The following is a 23,683-nucleotide window of genomic DNA, read 5'->3' on the forward strand; positions in this document are numbered from 1 at the left end:
GAGATAAAAATAGTACTTTTTTACTGAATAATTGCTTTATGAAATTAAGTTTATTGAAAATAAAGGTACTGATGAACTGATTTCATTGGCTCCTACTAGGTTTCTTAATTTGGTCAAAACCCAACATGTGGCAAACCACTTCACAAAACTAACAGATGCAGAATTTGAAGTTCAGAAAAACCGTTTTATCCAATCTATTGATGCCAAGCTGATAATACATTGTGAGCATCTTATTATCGGGAATGAAAATGAAGAAATTTATTTGATTACCGAAGACACTTCTGCAGCTTTTTTGGAAAAAAAGAATAAGCAATCAAGCCTGATATCAAGTTTGTAATGAAATTATTAAAAGAACGATGCGTAGAATGATCAATCTGGCACATGTTTTTCAGTAGGTCATTTACCGTTTCAATTACAGCTCTTTTTCGTAGCAAGATCTTATCCTATAGCTCCACCAGGGTGTTTTTCATGTTGTTTCTAACGGCTGCCCAGGTCGACAGGATCACCCATAAAGCCCACCTTGTAAATCTGAATGGGGAATCCTACCTGTTGAGGGAAACCAAGCAGATTATGGGCAAATGAAAGAACAAACAGCCGGGCACCGCCGGTATACTTTTCAGTTGAAATAAACATTTGTACATCAATTTCCGTTTCTTTTTACTGGACCTTCTTTTTTTTCAAGCTGCTCATTAGTAGCTATACCGGCAAGTGCTAGCATGTTCATGGCCAGGATATGGGCATAAAATTCTTGATAGATTCCCTGCGGCTTTCTACATCCGAACTGCTCTACTTTAATCTTAGGCTTCAAATTTTTTATCCCTTCCTCAACTCCCCATCTCATGCCATAAAGTTCTACAAGCTCTTCATTTTTAAATGATTCCATATCCTGTAGACTGCTTACCAGCAGTTCGGTTTCACCTGAGTCAAGAACGGCTTTGGTTACCCTTACCCGTATCGTTTCCGATGTTTTGGCTGTTTCCCTTTCCGATCTGCTAGGGACCCATTCGGTGATAAAATCCATCCTGCTATCGGCCATTACCGCTTTTGCAAAATTGGAAATCCCGGTGGACATCCGGATGCAGAAGTGTCTTCCTTCGCAGGTCATTTTGTGTGCAATGTGAAAGGTTCCAAAATTCCTATCCAGCACCAGCAGATCATCCGGCCTGGGTGGAATTTTCAACAGGCAGTCATTGAGTAGGCCGGATTCGCCCGTACTCATTCTTCCGAGTCTTGTTTGTAGCGTGAGGCCGGTAAGTACGTCATAGACAGGACGTATCCTAGCCAGTGAGGTCTTTGAACAATTGGATTGAAGCCGAAAATATCCCCTTATCTGCTTGGATGCTGGCAAATTTAGCGTACTTCCATCGCCACCAAAGACCCTGTACCCCTTCCATCTGGCAGTGGTGAACGTGTCATAATCTTTTGAACTGATAGCACAGAGATCAGAGAAAAATTACCATTCAATTTTATAGCGGGCCTGTGAGAAAGAACTCCCGGTGACTTCTCGTTTCTCCAGCTTTGAAAGGACATCTTCGGTATCAGAACCGCCGGATTCTTTGAACAGTTTGAGCACTGAAAGTGCTACAGTTTGGAAGTCGAGCGGGAAAGACCTGTAAAAATGAGCAGCATCCGAACAGTAAATGGACTGATTTTCAGTTGAATGGAATTTTTCAAAGATTATTTTTCGGACAATCGCAAGATATATCCGTCGTGTTTTGGTTGGTATTTTGTGCCTCCGTAGCTATATGTTTAAAACGACATAATTTACCTAAAATAGGCCGGCTTTCATAAGGAAAATCGGCTTATTTTGTCTCCTGAGGCCATTTTTTTCTTAACTTAATAGCATTGAACTCCTATGTTAGCAAACTCAATAAATTAGTATTGTAAAGTGAAAAAAGAATCGGAGCGAATAATCGAACAATTAGCTTATAGAGCATATTCTACCTGAGGTATTGCCACTTCTTTTTTTATCTCTTAGATTTTGGATAGAATGTAAGGAACGGTTAATGTTTGACCATATTTAGAATATCCAACCAGGAGACAAAACGAAGAGGGATAATTCGCTTTATGTTTTTGTTCACCATAAAGCCAAAGAAAGTGAAGATTTTAAAACAAGTACTATGAGTAGATGTATCCCAAAAGGAGTTAGAGGTAAGCTTGGGCAGGTTAAGGGAGGATTTAAGTATTGGACTGTATGCACACTGCGTATACGGCAACAAGAAAAGCGGATTTGCAGCATTGAACAAATGGATAAAAAAGCATACTGACCCTTGTTTCCCTTTCCCTATAGTCATGGAAACCAAGGGCTTGTACCACCAGAAGTTCGCGTGTTATATGCAAGAAATGGACTATGATGTAAGTATCGTCCTTCCCAATAAAATCAGCAATCATAAGCGTACCCTGGATGTCAAAACAGTGACAGACAGGACCTGCTCTGAGGCAAAAGCATGTTTTGGGCTTGAGCGCAAGTTGGATAACTGGCAAAAACCAGATGATACCTTCAGGAGTCTGCAACAACTGACCAGGGAGCGTGACCAGATTGTCGATGAACCGACAATGGTGAAGAACGGACAATGGTGAAGAACCGTCTGCATGCAGAATAAAGTGAATCATACCCTAAAAAACAGTATAGGAAGGATTAGGAAACTAATCAAGTTTCTCAACAAGGAGGAGCAGGAAATTAAAAAAGAAATCAACGGGATCCCGTCTAGCTGGCCGCATATAAAACAAGAGGTAAAGAGGATTTGCACGATCCCTGGAGTGGGGGTATTGACCGCCGTGATCCTTTTGGCAGAAACAAATGGTTTTGAAATGATAAGGAACAAAAAGCAGTTGACCAGCTTTGCAGAAACGGGCTTCAAAAGAAGTTATCCGGTACATCGGTCAAAGTCAAGCCCAAGATATCAAAAAAAGGGAACAGGCATATCAGGAAATCCCTGCACCTCCCAGCTCTGTCGGCTGTAAAGTATAATCCCATTAATAAAGACCTCTACGCAAGATTGGTGGGCAGTGGACATGGAATCAAAATGAAGGGTCTAATGGCTGTACAAAAAAAGATATTAGAATTAGAATTAGAATTAGAATAAGCATACGTTCTATTCAAGAATAAGACAGAGTACTGCCATGATTATGAAAAAGAGAAGAGAGAAGAGAGATGCCCTAGAATAGACACTCTCTTCAGAAACTGGCTCATGACCGATTTATGAAACAAAATTTACCAAAAAGAAAATTTGCACAAAAAGAAATAGATGTTTAATATTTTGACATTCTTTGTGGCAATGACTAAAAAAACTCAAAATTCATTGAATAGAATTTGGTTTGTAACATAGAATCTCAGGTTATTATATTTATATTAGCTTCAGAGAAGTAGAAGCTCATCAATAGATCAACTGAGTACCTTCAGGTTGGTTATTAGAAAAAGGGCTTTTATCGGTTCAAAAAGGCTTTTAAAAACGTATCCTAATCCTCATGAAAAAACTTTTTATTTTTCTAATGATTTGCATTATCATGTCATCATGCGAATCACAAAAATCGCTGACAATCGATAACAAAAACTTACCCAGTCTTCAGGATGTTGTAAGCGAAGTACAGCGACAGTATGAACAGGCGTTGAAGCAACTCGAAAATGAAGGAATAACTAACGTGGAAATTACAAATGCCGATCTGACTCTGAAAATTGCAAAGGCATCTACCGTAGACGCTGAAATTAAAGTGCTCATCTTCAAAATCGGAAAAGAAAGAACCCAAAGCAAGTCAACGAGTGTCACCTATACACTTACTAAAAAGGAAAACAAAGCGGGTTCTGGTAAAATCAAATTTACAGATACTGATATAAAGGATGTAATTATAAGCGCGGCCAAGGAATTTAATTCGCTTGAAGTTTCATTAGGTCACCTTGTAAAGGAGGAATTTGAAATAGATATAGTTTTTTCGATCTACGACAAGAACGCAGGTGGCTTAAGTTTCGAGGTTTGGAACATCGGTGTTGACGGGAGCGCAAACAGGACAAAATCTGCGGAGCATCAGATCAAGCTTACATTTAAAAACAAGTAGGCTGTTGAAATATGCTAAAAGAATTAGAGAACTTCGAAATGCAAAAGCAGCAGACCTCTGATTGGTGTTGGGCTGCTAATGCTGTAAGCGTTGCGTTATTTTACGATGAGAATTCAAACTGGTCGCAACAATGTGCACTTGTTAATGAAGTATTACGCCGTTCAACGTGTTGTCATCAGAAAGATTCCGGTGCATGTAGTGTGCCACTTGAATTGGACGTAGCATTAAAAAAGGTAGGACACTTTTACGGCCATGAAGAAGGACCGCTTTCTATAAGAGAAATCAAGCGAAAGATTGATGGAGGATTTCCAATTGCCATAAGGATTAAGTGGGATACAGGGCACGGACATTTCCTAATGATTACTGGTTATGATGGCAGACAGGGTACACCTCTTGTTTTTGTAAAAGACCCACAATTTGGCGACGCAGTTTGCCCTCTTTCACTTGTGGTGAACAATTACCAGGAATATGGCAGCGAGTGGTCGGATACTTACTTCACAGATAGTCAGACTGCTGGATTAAGTAGTTTCCGTAAATCAAAACGTGACTACATTGTAAAGTCAAGATCAAAAGAATTTCTTCGCGTTAAGCGCAGGCAACGCAAGATAGATTTTTCTATCAATACGTACCGCAACGCCGTATCTTCTCTACCTGTCTACTCTCTTGACTTCAACTCACTTTACGATAAAAAAAGCAACCCAATTACATCGAAATATGCGTTCAGGATACTTGCATCCGACGAGGACAGATACCTTTATGATTTTGAAAAGAGTACCAAAAACGCCCCCCTTCTTCAGGTAATTGTAGATAATGATTATTTGAACAGTTTTCATAAAATCCTTGAGATGATCACCGAAAACATTTATGGCCTGAATGACAAATTCACGCTCAGGGTACTTAGACAAAGCGAACTAGGCATGGAGGCTTTCTGGCTGCATCATTCAAATTCAAAAAGAGATAAGTTTATAATTCTCCGGCAGTCGGCAGGATTAAAAAAAGGAGAACTGTACACAAAGGAAATATTTGTGAAAGCATTGCAAACTGCTGCGACAAGAAAAGTAAATATCAGAGCTGAGTTTTTAAAGCAGAAGTGAAATCAAATCAAAGGTAAATCCGATTTCACATCAAATAAATTTGAAAATTATTTACCTAAACCTAGAAAGACAGACAGGGAATTATATTTAGATATAATACAAATTTATTATAATGATTTGCATAATATCTTAATAGAAGTGCTTTCCCTCTCATTTAAAAAAAATATTGATAAACTTATAAATACTTTTTATTAAACATTGGTACTCAACTGAGATGAAAGAGTATAAATCCTTCAGATAAGGACCGAATTAAACTTTCTAGTTCCGATATTTAAATATTAATTTCCCTTCCAAAACCCACAACATTTCTCAACTCCTCAATAATGCATTTTTCATAATCCCAATAAGAGGTGCCGAAATCTAGTTTTACTGTGGCAATAAACCACATAACCTCCAATTCAACATCAAAAAATTTTCAAGGCAGTCTTGGCAAACCCACCAGGATAAATCAATACTATAAATATGGAGAAAAAAATAACCCCTTAAATATCGACCACGAAAATTAAAGCCCTAAAATAAGGTAAGGAAAAGGTATGCTTTCAATCTGATAAAAGTCTGCATACCGAAACCTAAAAACCAAAAAATCAATTTATGGAGACCGAATTTGTAGCTCACAATGCTTAACTTAATATTATTGGAAGGGGGATTAGGGGGGTATCACCTTTTCAATGTCTTCCAGGAGCCAAGGGTGAATGGGAACATTTACCAGAAAGAAATTCTTTTCCTCAAAATTAAAAACTAAAATTTATATACTTAAAACCTCACCGTCTCACTCAACGGCTCAGAAACCTCCCCTACCGGCCTAGCTACGAACTGGTATGTTTGGACTTCGGTATTGTTTCCAAAAATCCTAATTGTAGCACTTAAATCCTCAAAGTCTTCGTCAGGAATGTCTCCGTTGTGGACCACATTGAAGATAAACCCGAAGGTATGAACGGGTGATGCTGATTCTACGATCAGTTCGGAAAAGGTAAGGGGCGTGGAAATGTTAAAGGTATTGGCCTGTTCGATAATCTGGGTCCATTCCAGTTCACTGGGCTGAACGATGGTGGCACTGACAAAACCGCTTTGGCCGGTATAGAGGGAATGCAGCCCAAAATTAACCAGGTACTGGTCCAGGCTTCCCTCGAACTCGATTTCAATCCGCGCTGTCTTTTCTACTAGTGGCTCTTCATCCGGATCATTACTACAGGAAAATGCCAAAAAGATGCAGGCAAAATATAGGAGGCTTTTAAATCTTTTCATAACAGTGGTTTGGTTAGGTTATTTTAGGGATTTAATTGGGTCTATTTTAATGTTAAATTGGAAATCATACCTAAAATTAACTAAACGAATAAAAATTGTCAATATTTTTATCAATTGGTTTACAGGTGCTTACCGTTTGCCGCAAACCTACCTGCCTGTAATGGTTCCTCAACGAAAACTCCCCCACCTCCATCCAAAATTCCCTGCCTTTAAATAAAGCAACCACCTTATTACCTGCTACCCTAAATGAACCATTCAATCCCTTTACCCAATGCTGCACTTTACAGTCCCTGATCCTTCCAATAAGCGAATGACCAAACAGGGTATATATTTTCACACCCTCAGGAAACTGATCCATTCCTTTCACTATTAATTCCCGGTCCATTTTGGCTCCTGCCATCAGAAAAGCAGCATAAGAGAAATCTATCCTACCGATTTTTCGCTGCACCATAAAAATCAAATGCATTATCGCATCGGAAATATACAATGTGCGAACATTCTCAGGCAGTGCGAATGAAAAGTGAAGGATACCGCAAGAAGACATTTTCTGCATTGAAACAGCAAGAATCTCCTGATCCACCACCCTTCCCTTTTCATCCCGGTAATCCGCAATCAATTTGCCACTGGCATCCTCCCGCAAGCCGGCTGAAAACAGGTGCTGAACTTCTCTGCTAATCCCCAAACTGTCCAGCAATTCAAATCCTTCTTTGACGCTGTTCATCTTCTGATTGATTCTGGGAGTTTATCTCGGTATCCTTCGAGTTAAACCGTTTGACCTCATCTACATCCTTGCTCTGATAGTTGGCCGGATGACCTGCGGAAATTTTTGAAAGTTCCTCCCTGACATTGTTTAGGTCTCTGACTGCATCCCTGTCATTGGGATTAAGGGCAATTCGCCGTTCCATATTTTTCTGCATCGTTTTAAGTCCTTCCTGATAGCCTTTGGAATAGGATTGTTCCTCAGTACTTTTTTTGCCCAACATCCTTCCCAATCCGGTCAGCAATAAATAGGATATTCCTCCGTCCAGCAATATGGATACTACCAGCCCATTTCGGTTGGAGCGGACCCCTTTTCGATCAGTTGTTGAAAATTGAAATTGGGTACCATCTGCCAGGTTCACCGTTTCCCCCTCTTTGAATTTTCTTTTTTGTTCTGCTGTCAGTTTTTCATTGTTCACAGCTTCGGGTGCCTGGACGGACCTGGGATCATGGCTCATAAACTGACGGGTAGTTTTGTCATAGGCAATGATCTCCGTCCGTACGTTTCCATCCCGGTCCACATAATTCTTCCGGATATTGGCCAGATCTTCCCGGAGCAACCTTTTTTTCTCCTCCGTGGAGAGTTGGGGATGGGAGTTGGGGGACCGGTACACCGGATCAATTCTCAGAGAGGGGTTGCCGTCTGTACCCCTTACGATGGATAGCCTGGCAGGTAAACTGTCAATATGCACATCCTTTCCTTTCAAATCTTTCAATTCCACTACGTCGGTCATTTTTCCTTCCTGTAACGCCCGGACCTGGTCTTCCGGGATTGTAAACTTTCCGTCTTTATAAATTCCGAATAGTTTCAAATCCTGCATGGGTAATTTCTTTTCAATAATCATCTTCCAAATTTTAAAGTGGGTTCCAAATCTTCTTGCGGTTCTTTATTTTCCGGTTGCTTTGAAATTTCCGTACCTGTCTGCATTTCTTCCTGCTGCTTCTGCTCTCTTTTTCGGTCAAAGGCCATCAGGTAGTCCATGATTTTTTGGGAATCAGCCGCTGCCTGATGAATTTCAAATGGTTTCTCCGTTAGGATCTTGATCCAGCTGTCCACATAGGCCACATGTTGCCTGGGATCATGGCCGATCTGAAGTTCCGAGCCCAGCATCATGCTGGCTATTTCGGCTCTCAGCTCTTCTCTGGCATATTCCTGTGTGCCAAAGGTGTTCATGATACTCCGGTCCAGCCGATCCTTATGGCCGGTCCAATGCCCCAATTCATGCAAAAGGGTAGCATAATACCTATCGGAGGCCTTGAATTGCGTCCTTTCCGGCATCCTGATTCGATCCGCTAAAGGGGAATAATACGCTCTGTTACCGGGAACATGTTCAATATTGGCTCCGGTGTTTTTTACTAGGTTTTCTACCCGGTTCAATTTTTCCCAGTGGCTGATTGCCTGCTTTTTTTCCAGCGGGGTTACACCATTTATCTGCTCGGCATTAAAAACCCAGGCTTTGGTGACAATGGGAGTATTCAGTTTCTTCCGGATTTTCACGGGTTTGCCTTTTTGATCCAGGACAGGTTTGCCTTGCTCATCTCTTTTGGGAATCAATTGGTGGGTCTTAACGAAATTGATGGCCATTCCCTTCGCTCCTTTTTGCACACTCCAGCCCTGAGATTGGGCCTGTTTGAAGGTGGCCCAGCGTGGGTCTTCAAAGGGGGTGAACAGTTGAAGAAAAAGGGAATTCAATCCCCGGTAGGCCTTGTTGGTTACGGCATTGTAGGGCTTATCGAAGGCCCCGCTTGATTTCTTCCAGGGCAGTTGCCAGGGAGCCGTTCCTTCCTTGAGCTGGGCAATGATCTTCTCAGCTACCAGTTCGTGCATTTTCGGAGTTTCAATCGCCATATCTCAAGTGATTATTGGATTCAACATGATCTTCTTCGGGAAGCTCGTCCATCGTGTCAATCTGGTACAATTCCGCTTCCTCAGAAGTCAATTCTACCTGGCCTTTTCTTTGAAGCCGATCCAATTTTTCCATCAGGGATCGCATGGTTCTTTCATCTTTTGAATTCATTTGGATGGTGTTTAAATGATGGATACATTTTCTTAAGCTGATGCGGTATAGTAGTTGATGATGTTCTCTACCTCTTCCCGGATCCGCATAAAATTCCGGGTGAGGATTCGTTCTTTTGCATCGTTAAATTCATAGCATTTGGGAATGTCCCGGTAGTGTTGTTCTTCTGTTTTTAATGCTTTAGGATCAAGATTTACCCTACAGTGAAAAGCAGCGCTTTTGTATTTTCCATTGAACTTTTCCGCGTCGACTGCTAATAATCCCGCCAGCTCCCCTGTTTGCATTCCGGCTATCTTTCCGGCAGGGATCAGGGGGTCGTATTTTTCATTCATCGAAACAGAGGTCTTCATGCGATCAATGGAAACGCTCTCTCCTAACTGTTTCTTTTTGCCAAACATCCGTTCCAGCCATTCCAGGGTTTCTTTATTCCTAACCGAACCGCTCAGCACATTGCCGATCACAGCAGTCATGGTGGTGGCCGTATCTTTTCCCTGCAATTGCTTCAACTGGGGCAATTCCTGTAGCCCCAATAAAACGGCTACCTTGTTGCTTCGGGCAGTGGAAATCAGGTTTTCCACCCGATGGATATAAAGGGTAGGTGCCTCATCCGCCACAATGGCAACGGGTAAGTTTCCCTTGGTATTGATCAGCCGGGTAAGCCGGTTTACAATCACCGAATAACAGGTAGAGTTGATGTTTTGGGTGGCCGGGCTATTGGCCAGCACCAATATGGCCGGGGACCTTGGGTCGGAAATTCGCAGGTCAAAATCATCCCCGGAAAAAATCCAGGCCGTTTCCTTGGTATTCAGCCTGGAGATAAAGATTTTCAGGGTCCCCACCTGGCCTTCCAATTGCTCAAAGGCCCTTTTTTCCAAAGCACTGCGAAAAGGGCTTAGCAGGGATTCCAATTCCGGAAAAGATGACAGGCAGGTGAAAATCTCCTCATAGGTCCGGTTTAAAAAAGCAAGCAGGTGAGCAAAGGTGGAGTGCTTGCCATCCTGATGCCTGGAAACAAAGTAAATGGAGGACGCCAGAAAATTGACAGCGGATTGGGTGAAGAATTTATCCGAACCTCCGGTAGATTCTGTTTTTTGAAGGGATTCCACGATGGCTTCTGCCGTTTCAGAAGCATCTGCGAGGGTCTGAATGTATTCCCGTTTCAGAGGATTTAGCCTTCTGGAATATTCCACCTGGTCCAAATTAACCACCAGGAACCGGTAATTCGGAATTTTCCCTTTTTGCTTTGCCAACAAATAATGGTAATAGGCAATTTGGCTCAGGTCTGGAAATTTAAAGTCATAGAGACACATGGTATACCCTTTGGCAATCATTTGCCTGATAAAGGGATTTACCACGCTGAACGACTTACCACTTCCCGGAGTGCCAATCAACAGGGTGCCACGGAAAGGATTGACAATATTGATCCAGCCTTTATGAATGCGTTTTTTATAATAAAATTGCATGGGTATATTGACCGAATAAGGGGTCTCCCGCTTTTCCTTTTCCTGCATAAACGATTCCCCTTCAATGTTCCATTCATCTTTCCCCAACCCACTTTTGATCAACTTGGAGACATTGTCCAGAGCGGTATGGATCAGTACTGCTCCCAGCAGAGATGAAATCCCAAAAGCCAGGTCAGGCCAGCTCGTATAGGGTAGTATAATGGCACGAGCCTCCATGGAATAGAAAAACAATGAACCGAAGAAAAAACCAAATCCTAACATCAGGGGAAATACGATTTGATTTTTGGGGTTTAGGCTTAATTCCTTCTTCGACCGGGTGCCTATGGCGGCCAAACAAATCGCCAGTAAAATGGATAGCTTGCTGTAAACCAGATTTTGGTAAATCGGAAATTGCATCAACCTATCCACCAGGGGCAAAACCTGCCTGGATATCCCCTCCCCTGTCAGGACTTTTGGACTGTAGATGAAAAGAAACAGTTCCAGGAATACCATGCCGTACACCAGAAACTGGATCATACCATATAGCTTTTCCAACTGTCTTTTCTGTTCCATTTAATTGAGAGGTATTTTAATGCCCGCATCCAGCACCACACGCCACCGCTCCGCTTTTTTGGCCCAAAGCAATAACTGGCTGCTGCTGCCCAGGCATAGTTCCAATCGCTTGAGTAAAACCCAGGAAAACTCCCAACCCACCAAGGGAGCTATTATTAGCCTAGTAAAATCGGTTCCCAGTGCAGACCCCGCCCTGAACCTTAGGGAAGTGGCATTCCTTCTGAAGATTACCGGTTTGATCAAAAGGCCCAGCAATACCGTTTGGTAATCGGTTTCCCTGGTTTTCATCCACTCCAAAAACACTTCATGTCGTCGGTGGTGTTGGGAATTGAATTCATATCCCAGACGGCCTAAATCCAATAGAGGCACGCCCACTCCCCCTTCAAAACTGAGATGTTGGGTACCGTTTTGGGCCATTAGCCTACCTGCCCACAAAATCAATAGGATGCATAAAAGCCGTTTCATGTGTTTATAATTGTTTCTTAATGGTCACATGGAATCTCGCATGATTAATATTCATCCCACTGTGTGACGATTGCGTCATGCTCGATTTCATTTGTTTATAATTTATTTTCTAAGACCACATAGCCTGTCCCGATCTTAATTTGGGAGAATCTTGCATGACTTATTATCTTCTCTGCATGCCGCCTTCGTCATGCCTGTCAGCCTCCGGCTGGCTCAATTTCATAGTGTGTCAGCCCGTAAAAGGTCGATGTAGTCAATTTCAAGCAATAGGGTTCTTCCGGACAATTGCTTCTCCGCCAGTTCTATGGTCAGCGCCTTGTTGTTAGGAAAGGAAAATTTCTCCAACACGTAAATGTTCCGGTATTTGCGTTTGAAAGATTCCTTTTCAAAAAGAGTGAAAACAGGGTCCATTTCTATGGCCTGTACATTGGTGGCTTTGGCAATCTTCTTGTCTGCCACCCTGAAACTAACCTGGTCGATATCAAATTTCAGATTGGTCTTATTGGTGTAGGTGATGTCCAGGAAAATATAGTCATCCAGCGTATGGATATGATTGACATTACCGGTGATGCCGTATTGGCTGCTGTAAAGGCCTTTTTTGTTGCCTTTTCGCTTATACGCCTGCAATGAAAACTCCCTCAGTTCATTTTGAGTAAGGGGTGCCGCTCCTGTATTCAATGGGCGCATATTTTCAGGCCCAATTTCCAGCAAGGTGGGTAGTTCCCGGTTGCCGGAGGCATACTTAAAATCATATTGGGCAATGAATTTTTCGCCGATAATGGTCACCACCCCAAGGTCATGGGGTTCATTTTCCCCTTCAACAGCACTATCATCCTTAATTTTAATTCGGAACACGTTGTCAACCGGCAGATCCCCTACCAGCTTTTTGCTTGAAATATCCACATATTGGATGGGCTCGGGTGAGGTAAAATGAAGCGTAATGCCTTCCCGGATAAATAGGCTTTGCTTTTCAGGAAAGTGACTGCCTGAGGCAGTATGCTGAGCAAGGGTAGGTATGGTGAAAAGACCATAAAAGCATGTGATTAAGATTATCCTTTGCATATCAGTTAGGGTTTTGGTTTGAATAGTTTTGCGAATTCAATTCTCCCGAATCAATCAAGTAAATAAGGGTGCCGTATTTCAGATTGGCTTTATTTTGCCGGAGTCTTTTGGAGACGGCCTGGGAACTGGAGGTAAAAACCCGTTGGAGCGCAGACAGGTACATCTGGTTCATAGAGGAAGGGTCTTGTTGCATCTGCAGGTTTAGTCCCCCGGTTACATTACCGCCCAGGTCCTTGGAAAATTCCCGAAACGAACTGGCGGGAACATACAGCCCTTCCATGCCATCCTGATCATAAATAGTTAAGGCGATGGGTAGGATTTTATCGCCTACCATCACGCTGCTAATCGTCAATTTAACCCGCTGGGACTCATAGCCGCTGATCCAGGCATAGAGATAGGTTCCATTGGGTAAGACTTCAGCACCTACCTGAATGTCATTCAATAGCCGTATCCTGATCCTTTCTCCCAAGGTTCCGTTGCGAATTTCCTGATCTACAATGGCCTGAATAAAGGATGGCTGGGAAGCTTTCATGACGGTATTAAAATGGGTATCCGGTTGGCTAGCCTTTGAAACTTTCAACCGCTGGGTTGTGGGATCTTTTTCTATAGGTTCAGCTTCCGCCTGTGGGGCTTGATAGGATGGATCATTGGCTTTGGAAATGGAATCCACCAATGACATTTGGGCACGAAAAAGGTCCATGGGATCTTCGTACTTTTCCGGCTCCCGGTTATTTTTTGAGTTTTCTAATTGACTCAACGCCTCAAGAATTAACTCATCCTCTTCGGTAGGTGGGGAAATTCGAGACCTGGTTTCGGTGGATGAGCTTAAAGCGGGTTGCGTTGAAATTTGAGCTTGATCCAATGAATTTTTAAAAGCCAGATCAATGGAATCCAGCATTCTTTTTTCGGCCTCATTGTACTGGGAAAGAATTTCATCTGCCGGTTCCACGTCAATTCTCAGATTTTGGATGGCCGTGTAGCCATCTGCCCTTTTGTACCTGGACCGAAAGGCATCCAATTTCCCATCAATGCCCCGGTTCCTGATCTGATCGGATACTTCTCCTACACTTTCCTGAAGATTTTCCGATTCTTCGTCACGTGGTATTTCATCTTCACTGGTAAATGACTGCATGCCAAAATTCAGCAACAGCATAAAGGGCAACAGGATCAGGGGAAGGATGTATTTCGGTTGCTTGATGTCAATCTTCATCATCTGCAGGGTTTAAATGATTATAATTTTCGAGTTGGCGAAGGGCATTTTCAAGGAAAAGACTATCCCCGGCATCGAGAGGGTCCTTGTCCACGATGCTTTCCACGTCTTTTTTTAGCTTTGCCATCCTTTTTAACTTATCCTGAATTTTAAAAAGTGACCTAACTTCATCTGTCATCCCGGAACCAAGGTTTCTGATTTCATTCATCAGTTGCCGGGGATTGTTTGTCTGTTCGGTCCTAAGATTAACGGGAATCACAAAGGCTAGCATAGCCGACAGCATAAGGCTGATTAACATGCCAGCAAAGCATTGCCGGGGATAGGTTTTCAGCAAGAGTACCAAACGATTTTTGGCCTTGATGGGAAGGTTTCCGAGTTCGTTCCTCAATACTCCGGAAGGGCGCTTATCGCTAGAAGGTGTTTTTCGAAACATGGCTCAGATCTTTGTTTTCAAGTGTTTTCCAATTCGTGATCAATACTCCATGGCTATTATTTTCTGACCTTGGAATATCCATTAAATACCCTTCTGTAATCAGGGACCTGGTGATGGTGGCACTCCTTCTTTCGATCTTCTGTTTTCCATAAAAGGTGAATTTTTTATTGGGCTCCAGAATGATGGAATCAGTCTGGAGAGTCAAAACAGAGCTGGAACTGAGAATGGAGTTGAAAAACCCTTTCTCCTTGAGGTTATTGTATTGCAATACACCGGATTCGTCTGCCAGGTACATGGCCTTTTTCATTTGGTATTCTATATGTTCGTCATCTGGAGTCAGGGAGAAAAAAAGGCTGTGAAAAAGATCCACGGCAGCTCTGTATTCCGCAGGACGATTCATTTCCATATTGGTTTGTTGCGCCAGAATGGGCACATCTTTATCCAGGATGTATATGGATTTCCGGGCATTGACCACCTGCCGGTAGGCAAAGAAGGAAACTGCAATACAGATAATGGTTGCTGCAAGCAAACTACCTATTGATAAAAGGGTAGCGAGTTTGATTTTTGATTCAATGTTTTTGATGATCATTGTCTTTGCATTTTATTTTCCAAGAATTCCTTTTGCCGACATGCGGGACCCGCTACGGCTTAGGGTAGAACCAGTCCTACCTGCCGTTGCTGCGGCTGCCGTGATCCCTGAGGTGCTGATGATCCAGGTAGAAATCGAGGGCACGGTGGTGATAGCAATGGCTCCCACCAAAAAACTAATGATCACCAGGCCAAAAGAGAGGATTCCGTTACCTGCCATCCAGGCCAATTTGGTAAGCACTTCCTCGCCGCCCGATGTATCTAATAAAAGCGCTTCGTATTTCTGAATTTCCTGCAGAAAGGCATATTCCTGCATCAAGCCGCAAACATAGAGTACCAGGTAGGCAATGCCTACGTACAGATTGACGGCCACAAATCGGGCTATCCAGGTAGTGAAGGCATCCCTAAAGGCCGGTAGTATGCTCGCTGCCAGTGAAAAGGGACCCAATATCACCAAAATGGTGGAGTATATGATCTGGATAAAAAAGATGAAATAAACGCATATTCGTAATATCCAGATGGCCAGGAGTTCCAATAACTGGGTAACCAATAGCTGCATGTTGGTCTGCATCCGGATTCTCATTTGGACCAATGGACCGTATACATTATCTGTAAAAAACCCTTTAACCCCATCCACCATGACCGTGCCCAGACCTTTATCTGCCTCCTGAGCTTGTTGCGAGGCCAATTCAGTGGTCGCCTGGTATTCCACCATTTTGTCAGCTACCTCTATGATGTATATTGCCCGGTCTAAACGCAAAGCGTTGATCCGATCATTTTGGGTGGAAAACATGGCCTCTGTTTTGGCAGATATGAGGTCTGTCGGAAAGGCAATGATTCTACAGAAAACACCCCACCACATGGTTAGCATCAATAAGCCGAAGGGTCGCAGAAGGGGCATAATCTCCATCTTTTTATCTCCCACCATCATTTCGTAGGCCTTAATAGAAAAGAAAATCAGCATAAAAACACAGGCCAGTGCCTGGGCATCCTGAATAAAGGGGCCAAAATGACTGTAGGCATAATCCCGCATGCCTTCGAAAAAACGCATGATACCCCGATCATAAACGCCATTTCCCTGAAGAAAAGAAATGGCTTCTTTGTACTCATCAGCAGGTACAGGAGTCTGAGCATTTGCCATAGACAGAATAATCAGAAATAAAGCGAAAGTGATCATTGACTTTTTCATCTTAAAGAGATTCGTCGTTGTAAAATGCCCGAAAGAATTTCGTCGGTTGGATCTGCTTTTTTCACTAACCGGCCACTCCCATTCTGCCTTTTAAGGATCGTTTCCTTTAAGGCAAGGACTTTCCGGGACAGGACCAACTTCCGATCCCAGTCGCTCTGAAGTTTTCGGAGATCTAATAAAATCCGGTGATACATGAGGATTCGTTGGCCTCTTTCCATGTCCTGCGTTTTTGCAAATCCATACCTTTCCGCCAGGCTTTTCATGTTTTCCAGGTACCAGGCATAGGCACCATTTTCTACCAGATAGGCCTTCACCTGAGCGGAATGGTGTTGGAATACCTGAGCTTCAATATTTTCCAGCGGCGCAAGCTCCTTTTTGTAGTAGAGCAGATACAGTGGATCAGCAGACGAAAAGGCTCCGGAAATGCGGGCCATTTCCTTGGTAGCCAGGTTCCGGATGGTATCTGTTTGCTGCTTATAATAGTCCGAGGAAATTTTCATCGCCACTGCTAATGCCATTCGCTGCGTTTGCTCCCCTCTCGCAGAAAGCGGCCTTCTGTCCAATTTGGGATAGTTGGGGTGTAAAGCCCATGTCAAATACCAATTGGAATTGGTGGGAATGCCCAGAAAGCGATTGGGACGAGGCAGGAACCGGTCTTCATCCCATTGTTTGAAAACCATTCTTTCCTGTTGGGCTACCACTGCCCGATCCTGAATGGGTGTTTGTGCCTGGCTACCTGCCATAAACAGCAGCCCGAAAGCCGGAAATAATAGCCAAGATTTTGTGTTCATCATCGCAGCAGGTGTCTATGGACAAGGATTTGGTTAGCCAAATTCTTACTCTGATTGATATAAGCCTGATAGGGATTTAGCTTTTTGAGGACGCCATTGATATTGGCCCAATACATGGCATGGCGGACTGCAAGCAGGTATCCGACTATCCGTTCCAGTTCCATCTGGATTTTCCCTAACAGTTCATCTCTCACATTAGGGTTGATCAGGAGATTTTTTCCTTCGGCCAATACAAAGGCGGAAACCTCCGTTACCAGGGTAAAGCTCCTTTCTTTGGCCTGGCGGATATAGGTTTCGGCAAAAAGGAGCAAAACGGGATTTTGGGAAGCCATGGTAATGGTTTCATCACTTAAGGCATAAATCCGTTGCAGGGTCCTCCCAATCTGTTTTACCTGGATAGCATCTTTTAACCCTTCATTGACTTGATTGAGCGACTGTAGAATCATGGTCTCTACCATGGCCAGGCTGGATACATTCAGTCCAATGTCATCCGTGTTTTTTCGGATACCGTTCAGGCTTTCCTGATAGCCTATCTCAGAAATATTCCTCATGGCTGCATTTTCATTGATGATCAGAAAATGCTCCCGGTCAAACACCACCGTTTGAGCCGACAGCTCAAAGGAGAAAGCCAAAAGGAATATCGTCAGTAGCTGTTTCAATCTTTTATCAGTTGAATGTTTGCCAATATTTCATCTACCATTTCGGTAGTTTCATTTGGGTATTGCGGATTACTGTTTCCCGCTGATCTGCGCCTAATTTCGGAAGCCAGCGTTTGCGAAGTGGCGCTCGCAAGCCGGTTGATCGACCGGAGTTCCTGTAAAACATGCTGCAACAACAGTCGCCTTTCGGAAACCTTCATCTGGTTGAGGTCACCGATGGAGGCCGTTAATCCTATCAGATAATTCATCAGGGAATAGGACTGCTTTACAAAAAGCTTTTCGGTTTCCAGTGCCAGCGGGATCAGCAAGGGGTCCTTTTGGCAATGGAAAATGATTTGTTCCTGGTGGCCGATGATAGACCTGAGCAAAGGATTGGCTGACGCAGCCAGCCCTATTGCCTCTATCAATAAATCCAGCTTAGCAAAGCGCTCCTGCAGGGTACGGTATTTCACCTTTACTTGCCCCATCAAATTCCTGTTCACTTCTTCATTGATGGCATTTTTGGCCTGGTTGCTCTTTGCCTCGGATTGCCTTTCATGCTCATTTTTCGAATCTTCCACCAATTGATGCAATAAGGCAACGTTGACCTGCCCTAAAACAGGAGAAGAGAAAAGTAGGCAAAGGATAACTAGGAGCTTTTGCATGGCTTATCGGGTTAGGACTTCTCTTTTTCTAAGGATGTCATTCATAATGGCCAGGTCCATTTCGACGTATCCCTGGAAGGGGTTCAATGACTTGAATAGTCCCTTCATGCTGGCAAATTGCATGGACCGGTACATTCCATAGGTATAGGACCGCAGGATCAGCAATTCATTCAGAATGGTGTTGATTATTTTTGCCCTTTCCCCTGCATCCATCAGGTTATCCTTGCCTCCCTTCAGGGCAAATTGCTGCACTTCAAGAGCCAGGGCTGTGGCCCTTTGCTGAAACAGGGAGGCATTTTGTTGGGCAAAGACAAGGAATTCAGGGTTGGTATGGGCCAGTTCCACGATATCCCGGACATCACCGGAAATGCCCGTTGCGATCCGGGCAATCTCTTTTACATCGGCGAGATTGGTAAGTATGGCACTCACCTCGGTCAGACCTTCATAAAGTTTCTCCTGCATGTTATTCACCACCGTAAGGTTTCCGGTCACCGCCAATTGCCCCCTTTCTATCAAGGTCAGCCGTTCATTGGTGTTGTTCAGCTGGGTATTGATCACCGCTGCATGGGTGGCTTGGGCTCCCGAAACGGCAGGGTCCACATACACCTGGGCCTGCGCCAGAACGCTGGTAAGCATCAAAACAAGAAATGTGAGGGTTTTCATCATGAATGATTTTTAAGTGGTCAATTCTTTCCTTTCTGAATAGGGAATTCCCAGTTCGTTGATCAAGGAGAAAAAACGGTTCAATTCCGCTCCTGAATCTTTGAAATCCGCCACAAAGCGGTCCAGGCCCTCTTCGTAATTGCCATAGTGATCAATGTAGATTTCCACAGCCGCCTTTTCAGGCTTTTCGGTGGTGTAGGTCAGGTATTGGTGAAGGGAAACCTCTACACCGTACACCTCTCCGGTGGCACCCCTTCGGATATAGACCTCCTTGAACCTGCCCCGACCTTCTGTATTGTCAAACTGGTTGATGGTGAAGATCTTTTTCCTTTCGTGTTCATTGATGGAAAGCAGGGAGGCGATTTCATCGTAGTGGTCTTTGAATTTTGACTGATCCAGCAAAGCAATGGTATCAGAGTTATTTATAATGCTGTCCTTGACCACGGTATTGCCAATGATATCTCCCAATTCCTGGGTCACCACTATGGCTTCTCCCCAGAATTTCCGGACCGTCTTGTACAGGTAAAGGATATAGGTGGCCATTAGCGGGGAGGCAATGGCTTTCCAGGCTTCCTCAATGATCAGTGCTTTTCGTTGCTTACTCCTGAACCGCATCTTTTGGATAAATACATCCATGATGATCAGCGTGACGATCGGGAACAGTACTTTGTGTTCCTTGATGGAATCTATTTCAAAGACAATAAAGGATTCCCCAAAAAGGGACTGGTCCACCTCTTCATTCAGCAGGCTGCCGTACTCCCCTCCCTTATAAAATTTCTTAAGGACGAACTTGAATTCATCGATGTTGAAATGGATGTTTTCCTTCTGGATCATCTCCGGAATAAATACCAAGGCAAATTCATAAAAGCTGTTAAAACAGAGGCGTGGTTTTTCTGCTGGGGCTTTAAAATAGGATTGGTAATAGGCGGCAATGGTATCGGATATCACATCAGATTCTACCTGAGAAATCTGGCCTTCCGCTGATTTCCACAGCACACTGATCAAGGTGAGCAGGGCATCTTTCTTCTCGATGTTGTATTCTTCCCTACTGATGGCAAAGGGATTGGTGGTAATGGGGTTTTTCTCGGAATAGGTAATGTATTTCCCCCCATAATAGGCACAAAGCCCAAAATAAGAATGGCCCGTATCCACGATGACCACATCCATCAGCCACCTGGGTTCCGGGCTTTTGTTGTACATGCAGTACTGTTCGATCAGGGCATTCATGAAAAAAGACTTACCCGATCCCGATGGGCCCAGGACAAATTTATTCCGGTTGTTGATCCGGTTGATCTGCATGGGCAGGTCGGCGGGATCAATCTTTACCGGTATGCCCTGCCGGTCCGTCAGCCTGATCTGAAAATTGCTGACCTCATCCCGGCTCATGGATTCCTTAAAAAAGAAGCACAAAGCGGCATCGGAAGTGGTCAGGAAATAATCATAGGGTTTCAATTCGGCCGTATTGCAGGGCAATGCCGTTCTGAACAATTCCAGTTGGTTGTAGGCATTCTTGGAGGGGATAATTCCCTGCTGAAATAGAGAAGATTCTATGAAATTGGCGGTTCCCTGAATCAGCTCTTTCTCTCCCGACACCAGAATATTAAAATGGGAATTGACCAGCAACTGGTTGTTTCTGGTGATGTCCTCCAACAGTTGGTCAATGTCTTCTACACACATATTGTTGGCGGAATCGGGTATGCCAGAATGTCTTTTCCGTTTCAGTTCCAACTTCCTCTGGGTCATGGCCTGGGGCACGATTTCAATCACCTGATTATAGATAATGGTGTTGAAATGGGGGACTGAAAACAAAAAGCCCATATTGTCAATGGGAAAGCCCTTTAGGGTATCCTTGTCGGTCCTGACCTGATGGGTGCTCACCGTTTGGGGCAGATCAATGGTATCCGTATTGATCAGACTGATGGAGCGTACAGCCGTTTTGCCCATTTCTACTTGCTCATCTCCTGCAAGCAGGTTGTTGAGACAGAATTGGCTTTCGTGGAAATTCATGGATAGGATCCGCCTGATGTAACGGTTGATCTGATTTTTGTTCAAGGCATTTACAGGCAGATGACTTCGGATAAATAGATCAGCTACCTTGTCAATGGATTGTGTGAAATCATGGAGCTGTTTTTGGCTGTAGGTATAGAAACCTGATTTTGCCCTTTTGGTAATGACCAGAAAAGTTTGGTGGAAAGTATAGACCCTGCCCCGGAAATGTTCATCGTATTTCCGTTGCAAATATTCCCGGGAAGGTTCCGGGTTGAACTGCTTCCTGCTCAGGATATCCTGTTTCTGGATCAGGTAACCTTCTCCCAGTATTTTGATGGCATTGACATAGAGTTGGTGGAAATTGTCATAATTCCCCGGATCAGCAGCATACTGCAGGACAGGGTTTTTGATTTCCAATACCACCCCAAAGTCACCTTTTTCATTGAAAAGGATATCATATCCTTTGCAGTGATCCACTCCAAGATAAGGCAATTTAAAGGGTGTTTTTCTCCGCTTTGGCATGGTGATAATGCTTTAGTTCTGTTGGGGGCAGGAATACCCCCAGGTTTCTTGTTTTGTTATGCAGGCCCTTTTTCTGTTGTTGACTGGTAAAATAAAGGCCACCTGTAATAGTGCTTATGGTAAGGATTCCTCCAAAAACCATATCGGTAAGGCTACCGATCAAACCGCCCAGGACCAGGCCCATCACAAGGGAGGTGATGCCCCAACCAATGTATTTGCCCTGAAAACCTTTGTACATCAGGGGTTTTTGAAGCCCTTTGTAGATGGAAAACTGCTTGCCCATCAGACTCCGAAAAAGGCCTTGATGACCACGCTGACCAGGACCATAAACAAGCAGGAACCTCCCCAGCCCATCAGTTCTTTGTTGATGTCCTGATCGCCACTGTTCCATTTGATGTATACCCTTACCCCACCTATGATTCCGACTACCGCACCGATAACCAGACACAGGGAAGCCACCGGATCCACATAGCCGATCAGCGAAGATTCTGCTGCGGTGATGCCCTGCACTCCCTGTGCTTTTGCCTGGGCCAGGGTAAAGACCGCCAGGCCCAGACTTAGAATTGATTTTTTGCTGTTTTTAAACATGATTGAATGATTTAAATGGATTGGTTTTGTTGTTGATTTCGAATTATTCTTTTCTTATGCTATAGGTACCTGATACAAGGCACTCAGAAAGATTCCCAACACGGAAAGGAAAATACAGGCCCCAAGCCAGCCAGCTACTTCCATGTCAATGTTTCTCCTGCCCATTTGCCAATTGTTGTAAATCCTCAATCCTCCCAGTAAACCGAAAAGAGCTCCTAAGACCAGAATCGCAGAGGAAAGGGCCCTGAAGTTTTGGGCCATCAGGCTTTTTCCTTCATTGATCTCCGGAATTCCGGGAGGTGTTTGTGCCATGGACACCGTAATTCCTACCAGGAAAAACAGGGTGACTACGAGGATAAGATAGGAGGCCTTCATATTAGTAAACCAGGTGTTTTTTGACTTCTATCGTTTCGTTTTGAGCCAGCTTAAACAGTTCTGTCATACTACTGACCCCACCGGTGGAAACATTGGTATTTTCGCGGTAAAGTCGCCATTGGTCACTGGCTTCTGGTTTGACCTTCCCCACCCCATAAGCGGAATGGCTGACATCCTGATCGTCCTCCTCCCCGATAATCCTTGTCGGGGCCTCCTCTGGTAGTTCCAGGAGTTCATCTCCTCCGATCAGCAATTCATCGTTTTGAGGTTTTAGCAGATCCAAGACCACCAATACCCCGTAGTACAGCAGGTAGCCGGATGCCAGGTATTTGATAAATTCAGTCCATCCCATGTCATAGTTTTTTAAATGATTCGCGGATCTCCTCTATCAATTCAGGATGATCCTGAAAAAAACGCGTCAGCAGGAAATTGATAAACCGGGTCACGTCTACCGAAAATACCGGATACAACACCTTTAAAATCTCCTCGTGCCGCTCGTCGATTTTTATCAGTCTCTTTTTGCTCCCTTCAATTCTCAAGTCTCTGACATTTTCCAATTGATGGAATATTTCCTTGTCATGGTTGAGCGGGCTCCTTTTGGTTAGCTTTCTCATCTTTCCGCTGGCAGGTTTTGGGGAAGGCCTATCCGGACGGAAATTGCTCATTAGATTTTTTATGTATTCGTCTTGTGCCATGCCGGGTCGATGTATTCGTTGTAAATGGATTCAAATACCGGCTCGATCACCTCAATGATGTTGGCCGGTATGTCATAGGTGGTGATGCGCTGGAAATCTATCCGCTCAGTGATGCTGTTGGTCACCACCCCGAAATTTTTCAGTGCTGCCTGAACCGATTTCATGGTTTCGTATTTGACACTGCTCCGCACCCGGTTGGGAATAAAAATGATTTTAGCCTTTGGATTAATCTTCAGGATCACAAAGGAAAATTCGATGGTAGAAGAAACGGAGTACTCGTCGTAGCTGAAGGGACAGAGGATCAAGTCTGATTTGCGAAACACCGGAACCAGTTCGTCGTCATCCATTTTACCTGCCAGGTCAATGATGCTTACCTGGTTAGAAGCCTTTTTTTGAATGGATGTAAACTGGGAAAGTTCAGCAGCCTCTACCGGATACAGCGGTTCGTTGTCAATCACCTCCGCAGCTTGGGCTTTGTTGTAAAGGGATCGCTGAAAGTCCATGTCATAGACTTTTACTGGTTTGTTTTTGGCCAGGGAGAGGTAATTGGAAAAAAGGACTGACAAGGTGCTTTTTCCGACCCCTCCTTTTTGGTTTGCGAATAGGATAATCATATGCATTGGTTT

31 protein-coding genes and 1 pseudogene are annotated in these 23,683 nt (G+C 43.8%); 7 read left to right on the plus strand and 25 right to left on the minus strand.

The window, feature by feature from the left end; genetic code table 11:
* Positions 1–31 precede the first annotated feature (31 nt).
* Positions 32–337 carry a hypothetical protein gene (locus GL182_RS13205; RefSeq protein ID WP_163380117.1) on the plus strand — a complete coding sequence of 102 codons (306 nt, stop codon included), beginning with the start codon at positions 32–34 and terminating at the stop codon, positions 335–337.
* Here the strand turns inward: GL182_RS13205 and GL182_RS13210 are convergent.
* A pseudogene (locus GL182_RS13210) lies at positions 267–482 on the minus strand (transposase); the annotation flags it as partial. The gene GL182_RS13205 and the pseudogene GL182_RS13210 sit on opposite strands and share 71 nt — an antisense overlap.
* Between GL182_RS13210 and GL182_RS24305 the strand changes: the two are divergent.
* Positions 469–582: an ATP-binding protein gene (locus tag GL182_RS24305; protein WP_240469830.1), complete on the plus strand. Its 114-nt coding sequence runs from the start codon at positions 469–471 to the stop codon at positions 580–582. The pseudogene GL182_RS13210 and the gene GL182_RS24305 sit on opposite strands and share 14 nt — an antisense overlap.
* 58 nt (positions 583–640) lie before the next feature.
* Here the strand turns inward: GL182_RS24305 and GL182_RS13220 are convergent, their stop codons facing one another.
* On the minus strand, positions 641–1,432 hold the full coding sequence (locus GL182_RS13220; RefSeq protein WP_163380440.1) for an IS4 family transposase: 792 nt from the start codon (positions 1,430–1,432) through the stop codon (positions 641–643).
* 806 nt (positions 1,433–2,238) lie between these two features.
* On the opposite strand from GL182_RS13220, the gene GL182_RS24145 reads away from it, so the two are divergent.
* The 5 genes from GL182_RS24145 to GL182_RS13235 all read left to right on the plus strand — a co-directional run bounded on the left by GL182_RS24145 (position 2,239) and on the right by GL182_RS13235 (position 5,147).
* On the plus strand, positions 2,239–2,580 hold the full coding sequence (locus tag GL182_RS24145; RefSeq protein WP_240469842.1) for an IS110 family transposase: 342 nt from the start codon (positions 2,239–2,241) through the stop codon (positions 2,578–2,580).
* A 12-nt stretch (positions 2,581–2,592) separates the two neighbouring features.
* On the plus strand, positions 2,593–2,964 hold the full coding sequence (locus GL182_RS24150; protein ID WP_205603653.1) for a transposase: 372 nt from the start codon (positions 2,593–2,595) through the stop codon (positions 2,962–2,964).
* Entirely contained in the window at positions 2,901–3,086 is a 186-nt protein-coding gene (locus tag GL182_RS24495; protein WP_410492715.1) for a hypothetical protein, read from the plus strand. The genes GL182_RS24150 and GL182_RS24495 overlap by 64 nt, the downstream gene beginning before the upstream one ends.
* 382 nt (positions 3,087–3,468) lie before the next feature.
* Positions 3,469–4,053: a hypothetical protein gene (locus tag GL182_RS13230; protein ID WP_163380173.1), complete on the plus strand. Its 585-nt coding sequence runs from the start codon at positions 3,469–3,471 to the stop codon at positions 4,051–4,053.
* A gap of 11 nt (positions 4,054–4,064) precedes the next feature.
* On the plus strand, positions 4,065–5,147 hold the full coding sequence (locus GL182_RS13235; RefSeq protein WP_163380174.1) for a papain-like cysteine protease family protein: 1,083 nt from the start codon (positions 4,065–4,067) through the stop codon (positions 5,145–5,147).
* A gap of 753 nt (positions 5,148–5,900) precedes the next feature.
* Here GL182_RS13235 and GL182_RS13240 read toward each other — a convergent pair.
* The 23 genes from GL182_RS13240 to GL182_RS13350 all read right to left on the minus strand — a co-directional run bounded on the left by GL182_RS13240 (position 5,901) and on the right by GL182_RS13350 (position 23,671).
* Positions 5,901–6,392: a hypothetical protein gene (locus tag GL182_RS13240; RefSeq protein ID WP_163380175.1), complete on the minus strand. Its 492-nt coding sequence runs from the start codon at positions 6,390–6,392 to the stop codon at positions 5,901–5,903.
* Between the two features lie 76 nt (positions 6,393–6,468).
* Positions 6,469–7,113, minus strand: coding sequence for a hypothetical protein (locus GL182_RS13245; protein ID WP_163380176.1), 645 nt, complete (start codon positions 7,111–7,113; stop codon positions 6,469–6,471).
* The gene (locus GL182_RS13250) at positions 7,088–7,996 is read right to left on the minus strand and encodes a DUF4099 domain-containing protein (protein ID WP_240469831.1); all 909 of its coding nucleotides are present in this window, start codon (positions 7,994–7,996) and stop codon (positions 7,088–7,090) included. The genes GL182_RS13245 and GL182_RS13250 overlap by 26 nt, the downstream gene beginning before the upstream one ends.
* Complete coding sequence (locus tag GL182_RS13255) at positions 7,993–9,000, minus strand: ArdC family protein (RefSeq protein WP_163380177.1); 1,008 nt, start codon at positions 8,998–9,000, stop codon at positions 7,993–7,995. The genes GL182_RS13250 and GL182_RS13255 overlap by 4 nt, the downstream gene beginning before the upstream one ends.
* Positions 8,990–9,169, minus strand: a complete 180-nt coding sequence (locus GL182_RS13260) for a hypothetical protein (RefSeq protein ID WP_163380178.1) — start codon at positions 9,167–9,169, stop codon at positions 8,990–8,992. The genes GL182_RS13255 and GL182_RS13260 overlap by 11 nt, the downstream gene beginning before the upstream one ends.
* A gap of 32 nt (positions 9,170–9,201) precedes the next feature.
* Positions 9,202–11,184 (minus strand): type IV secretion system DNA-binding domain-containing protein, encoded by a 1,983-nt coding sequence (locus GL182_RS13265; RefSeq protein ID WP_163380179.1) that lies wholly within the window; start codon positions 11,182–11,184, stop codon positions 9,202–9,204.
* Positions 11,185–11,649, minus strand: a complete 465-nt coding sequence (locus tag GL182_RS13270; RefSeq protein WP_163380180.1) for a hypothetical protein — start codon at positions 11,647–11,649, stop codon at positions 11,185–11,187.
* 219 nt (positions 11,650–11,868) lie between these two features.
* On the minus strand, positions 11,869–12,711 hold the full coding sequence (traN, locus tag GL182_RS13275) for a conjugative transposon protein TraN (protein WP_163380181.1): 843 nt from the start codon (positions 12,709–12,711) through the stop codon (positions 11,869–11,871).
* Position 12,712: 1 nt separating this feature from the next.
* Complete coding sequence (traM, locus tag GL182_RS13280; protein WP_240469832.1) at positions 12,713–13,924, minus strand: conjugative transposon protein TraM; 1,212 nt, start codon at positions 13,922–13,924, stop codon at positions 12,713–12,715.
* Positions 13,911–14,354 carry a hypothetical protein gene (locus GL182_RS13285; RefSeq protein WP_163380182.1) on the minus strand — a complete coding sequence of 148 codons (444 nt, stop codon included), beginning with the start codon at positions 14,352–14,354 and terminating at the stop codon, positions 13,911–13,913. The genes traM and GL182_RS13285 overlap by 14 nt, the downstream gene beginning before the upstream one ends.
* Positions 14,332–14,943, minus strand: coding sequence for a conjugative transposon protein TraK (gene traK / locus GL182_RS13290; protein ID WP_163380183.1), 612 nt, complete (start codon positions 14,941–14,943; stop codon positions 14,332–14,334). The genes GL182_RS13285 and traK overlap by 23 nt, the downstream gene beginning before the upstream one ends.
* Positions 14,944–14,955: 12 nt before the next feature.
* A complete protein-coding gene (locus GL182_RS13295) occupies positions 14,956–16,131 on the minus strand; it encodes a plasmid transfer protein (RefSeq protein ID WP_163380184.1) in 1,176 nt (391 codons plus the stop codon).
* Positions 16,128–16,925 (minus strand): hypothetical protein, encoded by a 798-nt coding sequence (locus GL182_RS13300; RefSeq protein WP_240469833.1) that lies wholly within the window; start codon positions 16,923–16,925, stop codon positions 16,128–16,130. The genes GL182_RS13295 and GL182_RS13300 overlap by 4 nt, the downstream gene beginning before the upstream one ends.
* A complete protein-coding gene (locus tag GL182_RS13305; RefSeq protein WP_163380185.1) occupies positions 16,922–17,581 on the minus strand; it encodes a hypothetical protein in 660 nt (219 codons plus the stop codon). Before GL182_RS13305 ends, GL182_RS13300 begins: the two co-directional genes overlap by 4 nt.
* Positions 17,578–18,225, minus strand: coding sequence for a hypothetical protein (locus tag GL182_RS13310; RefSeq protein ID WP_163380186.1), 648 nt, complete (start codon positions 18,223–18,225; stop codon positions 17,578–17,580). Before GL182_RS13310 ends, GL182_RS13305 begins: the two co-directional genes overlap by 4 nt.
* A gap of 3 nt (positions 18,226–18,228) precedes the next feature.
* Positions 18,229–18,891 (minus strand): hypothetical protein, encoded by a 663-nt coding sequence (locus GL182_RS13315; RefSeq protein ID WP_240469834.1) that lies wholly within the window; start codon positions 18,889–18,891, stop codon positions 18,229–18,231.
* A gap of 9 nt (positions 18,892–18,900) precedes the next feature.
* Positions 18,901–21,399, minus strand: coding sequence for a TraG family conjugative transposon ATPase (locus GL182_RS13320; RefSeq protein WP_163380187.1), 2,499 nt, complete (start codon positions 21,397–21,399; stop codon positions 18,901–18,903).
* Positions 21,371–21,682: a DUF4133 domain-containing protein gene (locus GL182_RS13325; RefSeq protein WP_163380188.1), complete on the minus strand. Its 312-nt coding sequence runs from the start codon at positions 21,680–21,682 to the stop codon at positions 21,371–21,373. Before GL182_RS13325 ends, GL182_RS13320 begins: the two co-directional genes overlap by 29 nt.
* A complete protein-coding gene (locus GL182_RS13330; RefSeq protein WP_163380189.1) occupies positions 21,682–21,987 on the minus strand; it encodes a DUF4134 domain-containing protein in 306 nt (101 codons plus the stop codon). The genes GL182_RS13325 and GL182_RS13330 overlap by 1 nt, the downstream gene beginning before the upstream one ends.
* A gap of 54 nt (positions 21,988–22,041) precedes the next feature.
* Entirely contained in the window at positions 22,042–22,362 is a 321-nt protein-coding gene (locus GL182_RS13335; protein ID WP_163380190.1) for a DUF4134 family protein, read from the minus strand.
* Between the two features lies 1 nt (position 22,363).
* The gene (locus GL182_RS13340; RefSeq protein WP_163380191.1) at positions 22,364–22,714 is read right to left on the minus strand and encodes a hypothetical protein; all 351 of its coding nucleotides are present in this window, start codon (positions 22,712–22,714) and stop codon (positions 22,364–22,366) included.
* 1 nt (position 22,715) lies between these two features.
* A complete protein-coding gene (locus GL182_RS13345) occupies positions 22,716–22,976 on the minus strand; it encodes a hypothetical protein (protein WP_240469835.1) in 261 nt (86 codons plus the stop codon).
* A 59-nt stretch (positions 22,977–23,035) separates the two neighbouring features.
* Positions 23,036–23,671 carry a ParA family protein gene (locus GL182_RS13350; protein ID WP_163380193.1) on the minus strand — a complete coding sequence of 212 codons (636 nt, stop codon included), beginning with the start codon at positions 23,669–23,671 and terminating at the stop codon, positions 23,036–23,038.
* Positions 23,672–23,683 lie beyond the last annotated feature (12 nt).

Origin of the sequence: Cyclobacterium sp. SYSU L10401, from assembly GCF_010993705.1 — a bacterium.
GTDB lineage: Bacteria > Bacteroidota > Bacteroidia > Cytophagales > Cyclobacteriaceae > Cyclobacterium.

Bases quoted from the DNA above. Each gene is read 5' to 3' on its own strand.
- GL182_RS13260 (WP_163380178.1), bottom strand. From the start codon at position 9,169: ATGAATTCAAAAGATGAAAGAACCATGCGATCCCTGATGGAAAAATTG.
- GL182_RS13250 (WP_240469831.1), bottom strand. From the start codon at position 7,996: ATGATTATTGAAAAGAAATTACCCATGCAGGATTTGAAACTATTCGGA.
- GL182_RS13350 (WP_163380193.1), bottom strand. From the start codon at position 23,671: ATGATTATCCTATTCGCAAACCAAAAAGGAGGGGTCGGAAAAAGCACC.
- GL182_RS13285 (WP_163380182.1), bottom strand. From the start codon at position 14,354: ATGTTTCGAAAAACACCTTCTAGCGATAAGCGCCCTTCCGGAGTATTG.
- GL182_RS13335 (WP_163380190.1), bottom strand. From the start codon at position 22,362: ATGAAGGCCTCCTATCTTATCCTCGTAGTCACCCTGTTTTTCCTGGTA.
- GL182_RS13315 (WP_240469834.1), bottom strand. From the start codon at position 18,891: ATGATGAAAACCCTCACATTTCTTGTTTTGATGCTTACCAGCGTTCTG.
- GL182_RS13230 (WP_163380173.1), top strand. From the start codon at position 3,469: ATGAAAAAACTTTTTATTTTTCTAATGATTTGCATTATCATGTCATCA.
- GL182_RS13310 (WP_163380186.1), bottom strand. From the start codon at position 18,225: ATGCAAAAGCTCCTAGTTATCCTTTGCCTACTTTTCTCTTCTCCTGTT.
- traM (WP_240469832.1), bottom strand. From the start codon at position 13,924: ATGATGAAGATTGACATCAAGCAACCGAAATACATCCTTCCCCTGATC.
- GL182_RS13235 (WP_163380174.1), top strand. From the start codon at position 4,065: ATGCTAAAAGAATTAGAGAACTTCGAAATGCAAAAGCAGCAGACCTCT.
- GL182_RS13340 (WP_163380191.1), bottom strand. From the start codon at position 22,714: ATGGGATGGACTGAATTTATCAAATACCTGGCATCCGGCTACCTGCTG.
- GL182_RS24150 (WP_205603653.1), top strand. From the start codon at position 2,593: ATGCAGAATAAAGTGAATCATACCCTAAAAAACAGTATAGGAAGGATT.
- traN (WP_163380181.1), bottom strand. From the start codon at position 12,711: ATGCAAAGGATAATCTTAATCACATGCTTTTATGGTCTTTTCACCATA.
- GL182_RS13325 (WP_163380188.1), bottom strand. From the start codon at position 21,682: ATGGGCAAGCAGTTTTCCATCTACAAAGGGCTTCAAAAACCCCTGATG.
- GL182_RS13345 (WP_240469835.1), bottom strand. From the start codon at position 22,976: ATGAGAAAGCTAACCAAAAGGAGCCCGCTCAACCATGACAAGGAAATA.
- GL182_RS13320 (WP_163380187.1), bottom strand. From the start codon at position 21,399: ATGCCAAAGCGGAGAAAAACACCCTTTAAATTGCCTTATCTTGGAGTG.
- GL182_RS13255 (WP_163380177.1), bottom strand. From the start codon at position 9,000: ATGGCGATTGAAACTCCGAAAATGCACGAACTGGTAGCTGAGAAGATC.
- GL182_RS13300 (WP_240469833.1), bottom strand. From the start codon at position 16,925: ATGATGAACACAAAATCTTGGCTATTATTTCCGGCTTTCGGGCTGCTG.
- GL182_RS13330 (WP_163380189.1), bottom strand. From the start codon at position 21,987: ATGTTTAAAAACAGCAAAAAATCAATTCTAAGTCTGGGCCTGGCGGTC.
- traK (WP_163380183.1), bottom strand. From the start codon at position 14,943: ATGATCATCAAAAACATTGAATCAAAAATCAAACTCGCTACCCTTTTA.
- GL182_RS24305 (WP_240469830.1), top strand. From the start codon at position 469: ATGTTGTTTCTAACGGCTGCCCAGGTCGACAGGATCACCCATAAAGCC.
- GL182_RS13295 (WP_163380184.1), bottom strand. From the start codon at position 16,131: ATGAAAAAGTCAATGATCACTTTCGCTTTATTTCTGATTATTCTGTCT.
- GL182_RS13270 (WP_163380180.1), bottom strand. From the start codon at position 11,649: ATGAAACGGCTTTTATGCATCCTATTGATTTTGTGGGCAGGTAGGCTA.
- GL182_RS13240 (WP_163380175.1), bottom strand. From the start codon at position 6,392: ATGAAAAGATTTAAAAGCCTCCTATATTTTGCCTGCATCTTTTTGGCA.
- GL182_RS13265 (WP_163380179.1), bottom strand. From the start codon at position 11,184: ATGGAACAGAAAAGACAGTTGGAAAAGCTATATGGTATGATCCAGTTT.
- GL182_RS13245 (WP_163380176.1), bottom strand. From the start codon at position 7,113: ATGAACAGCGTCAAAGAAGGATTTGAATTGCTGGACAGTTTGGGGATT.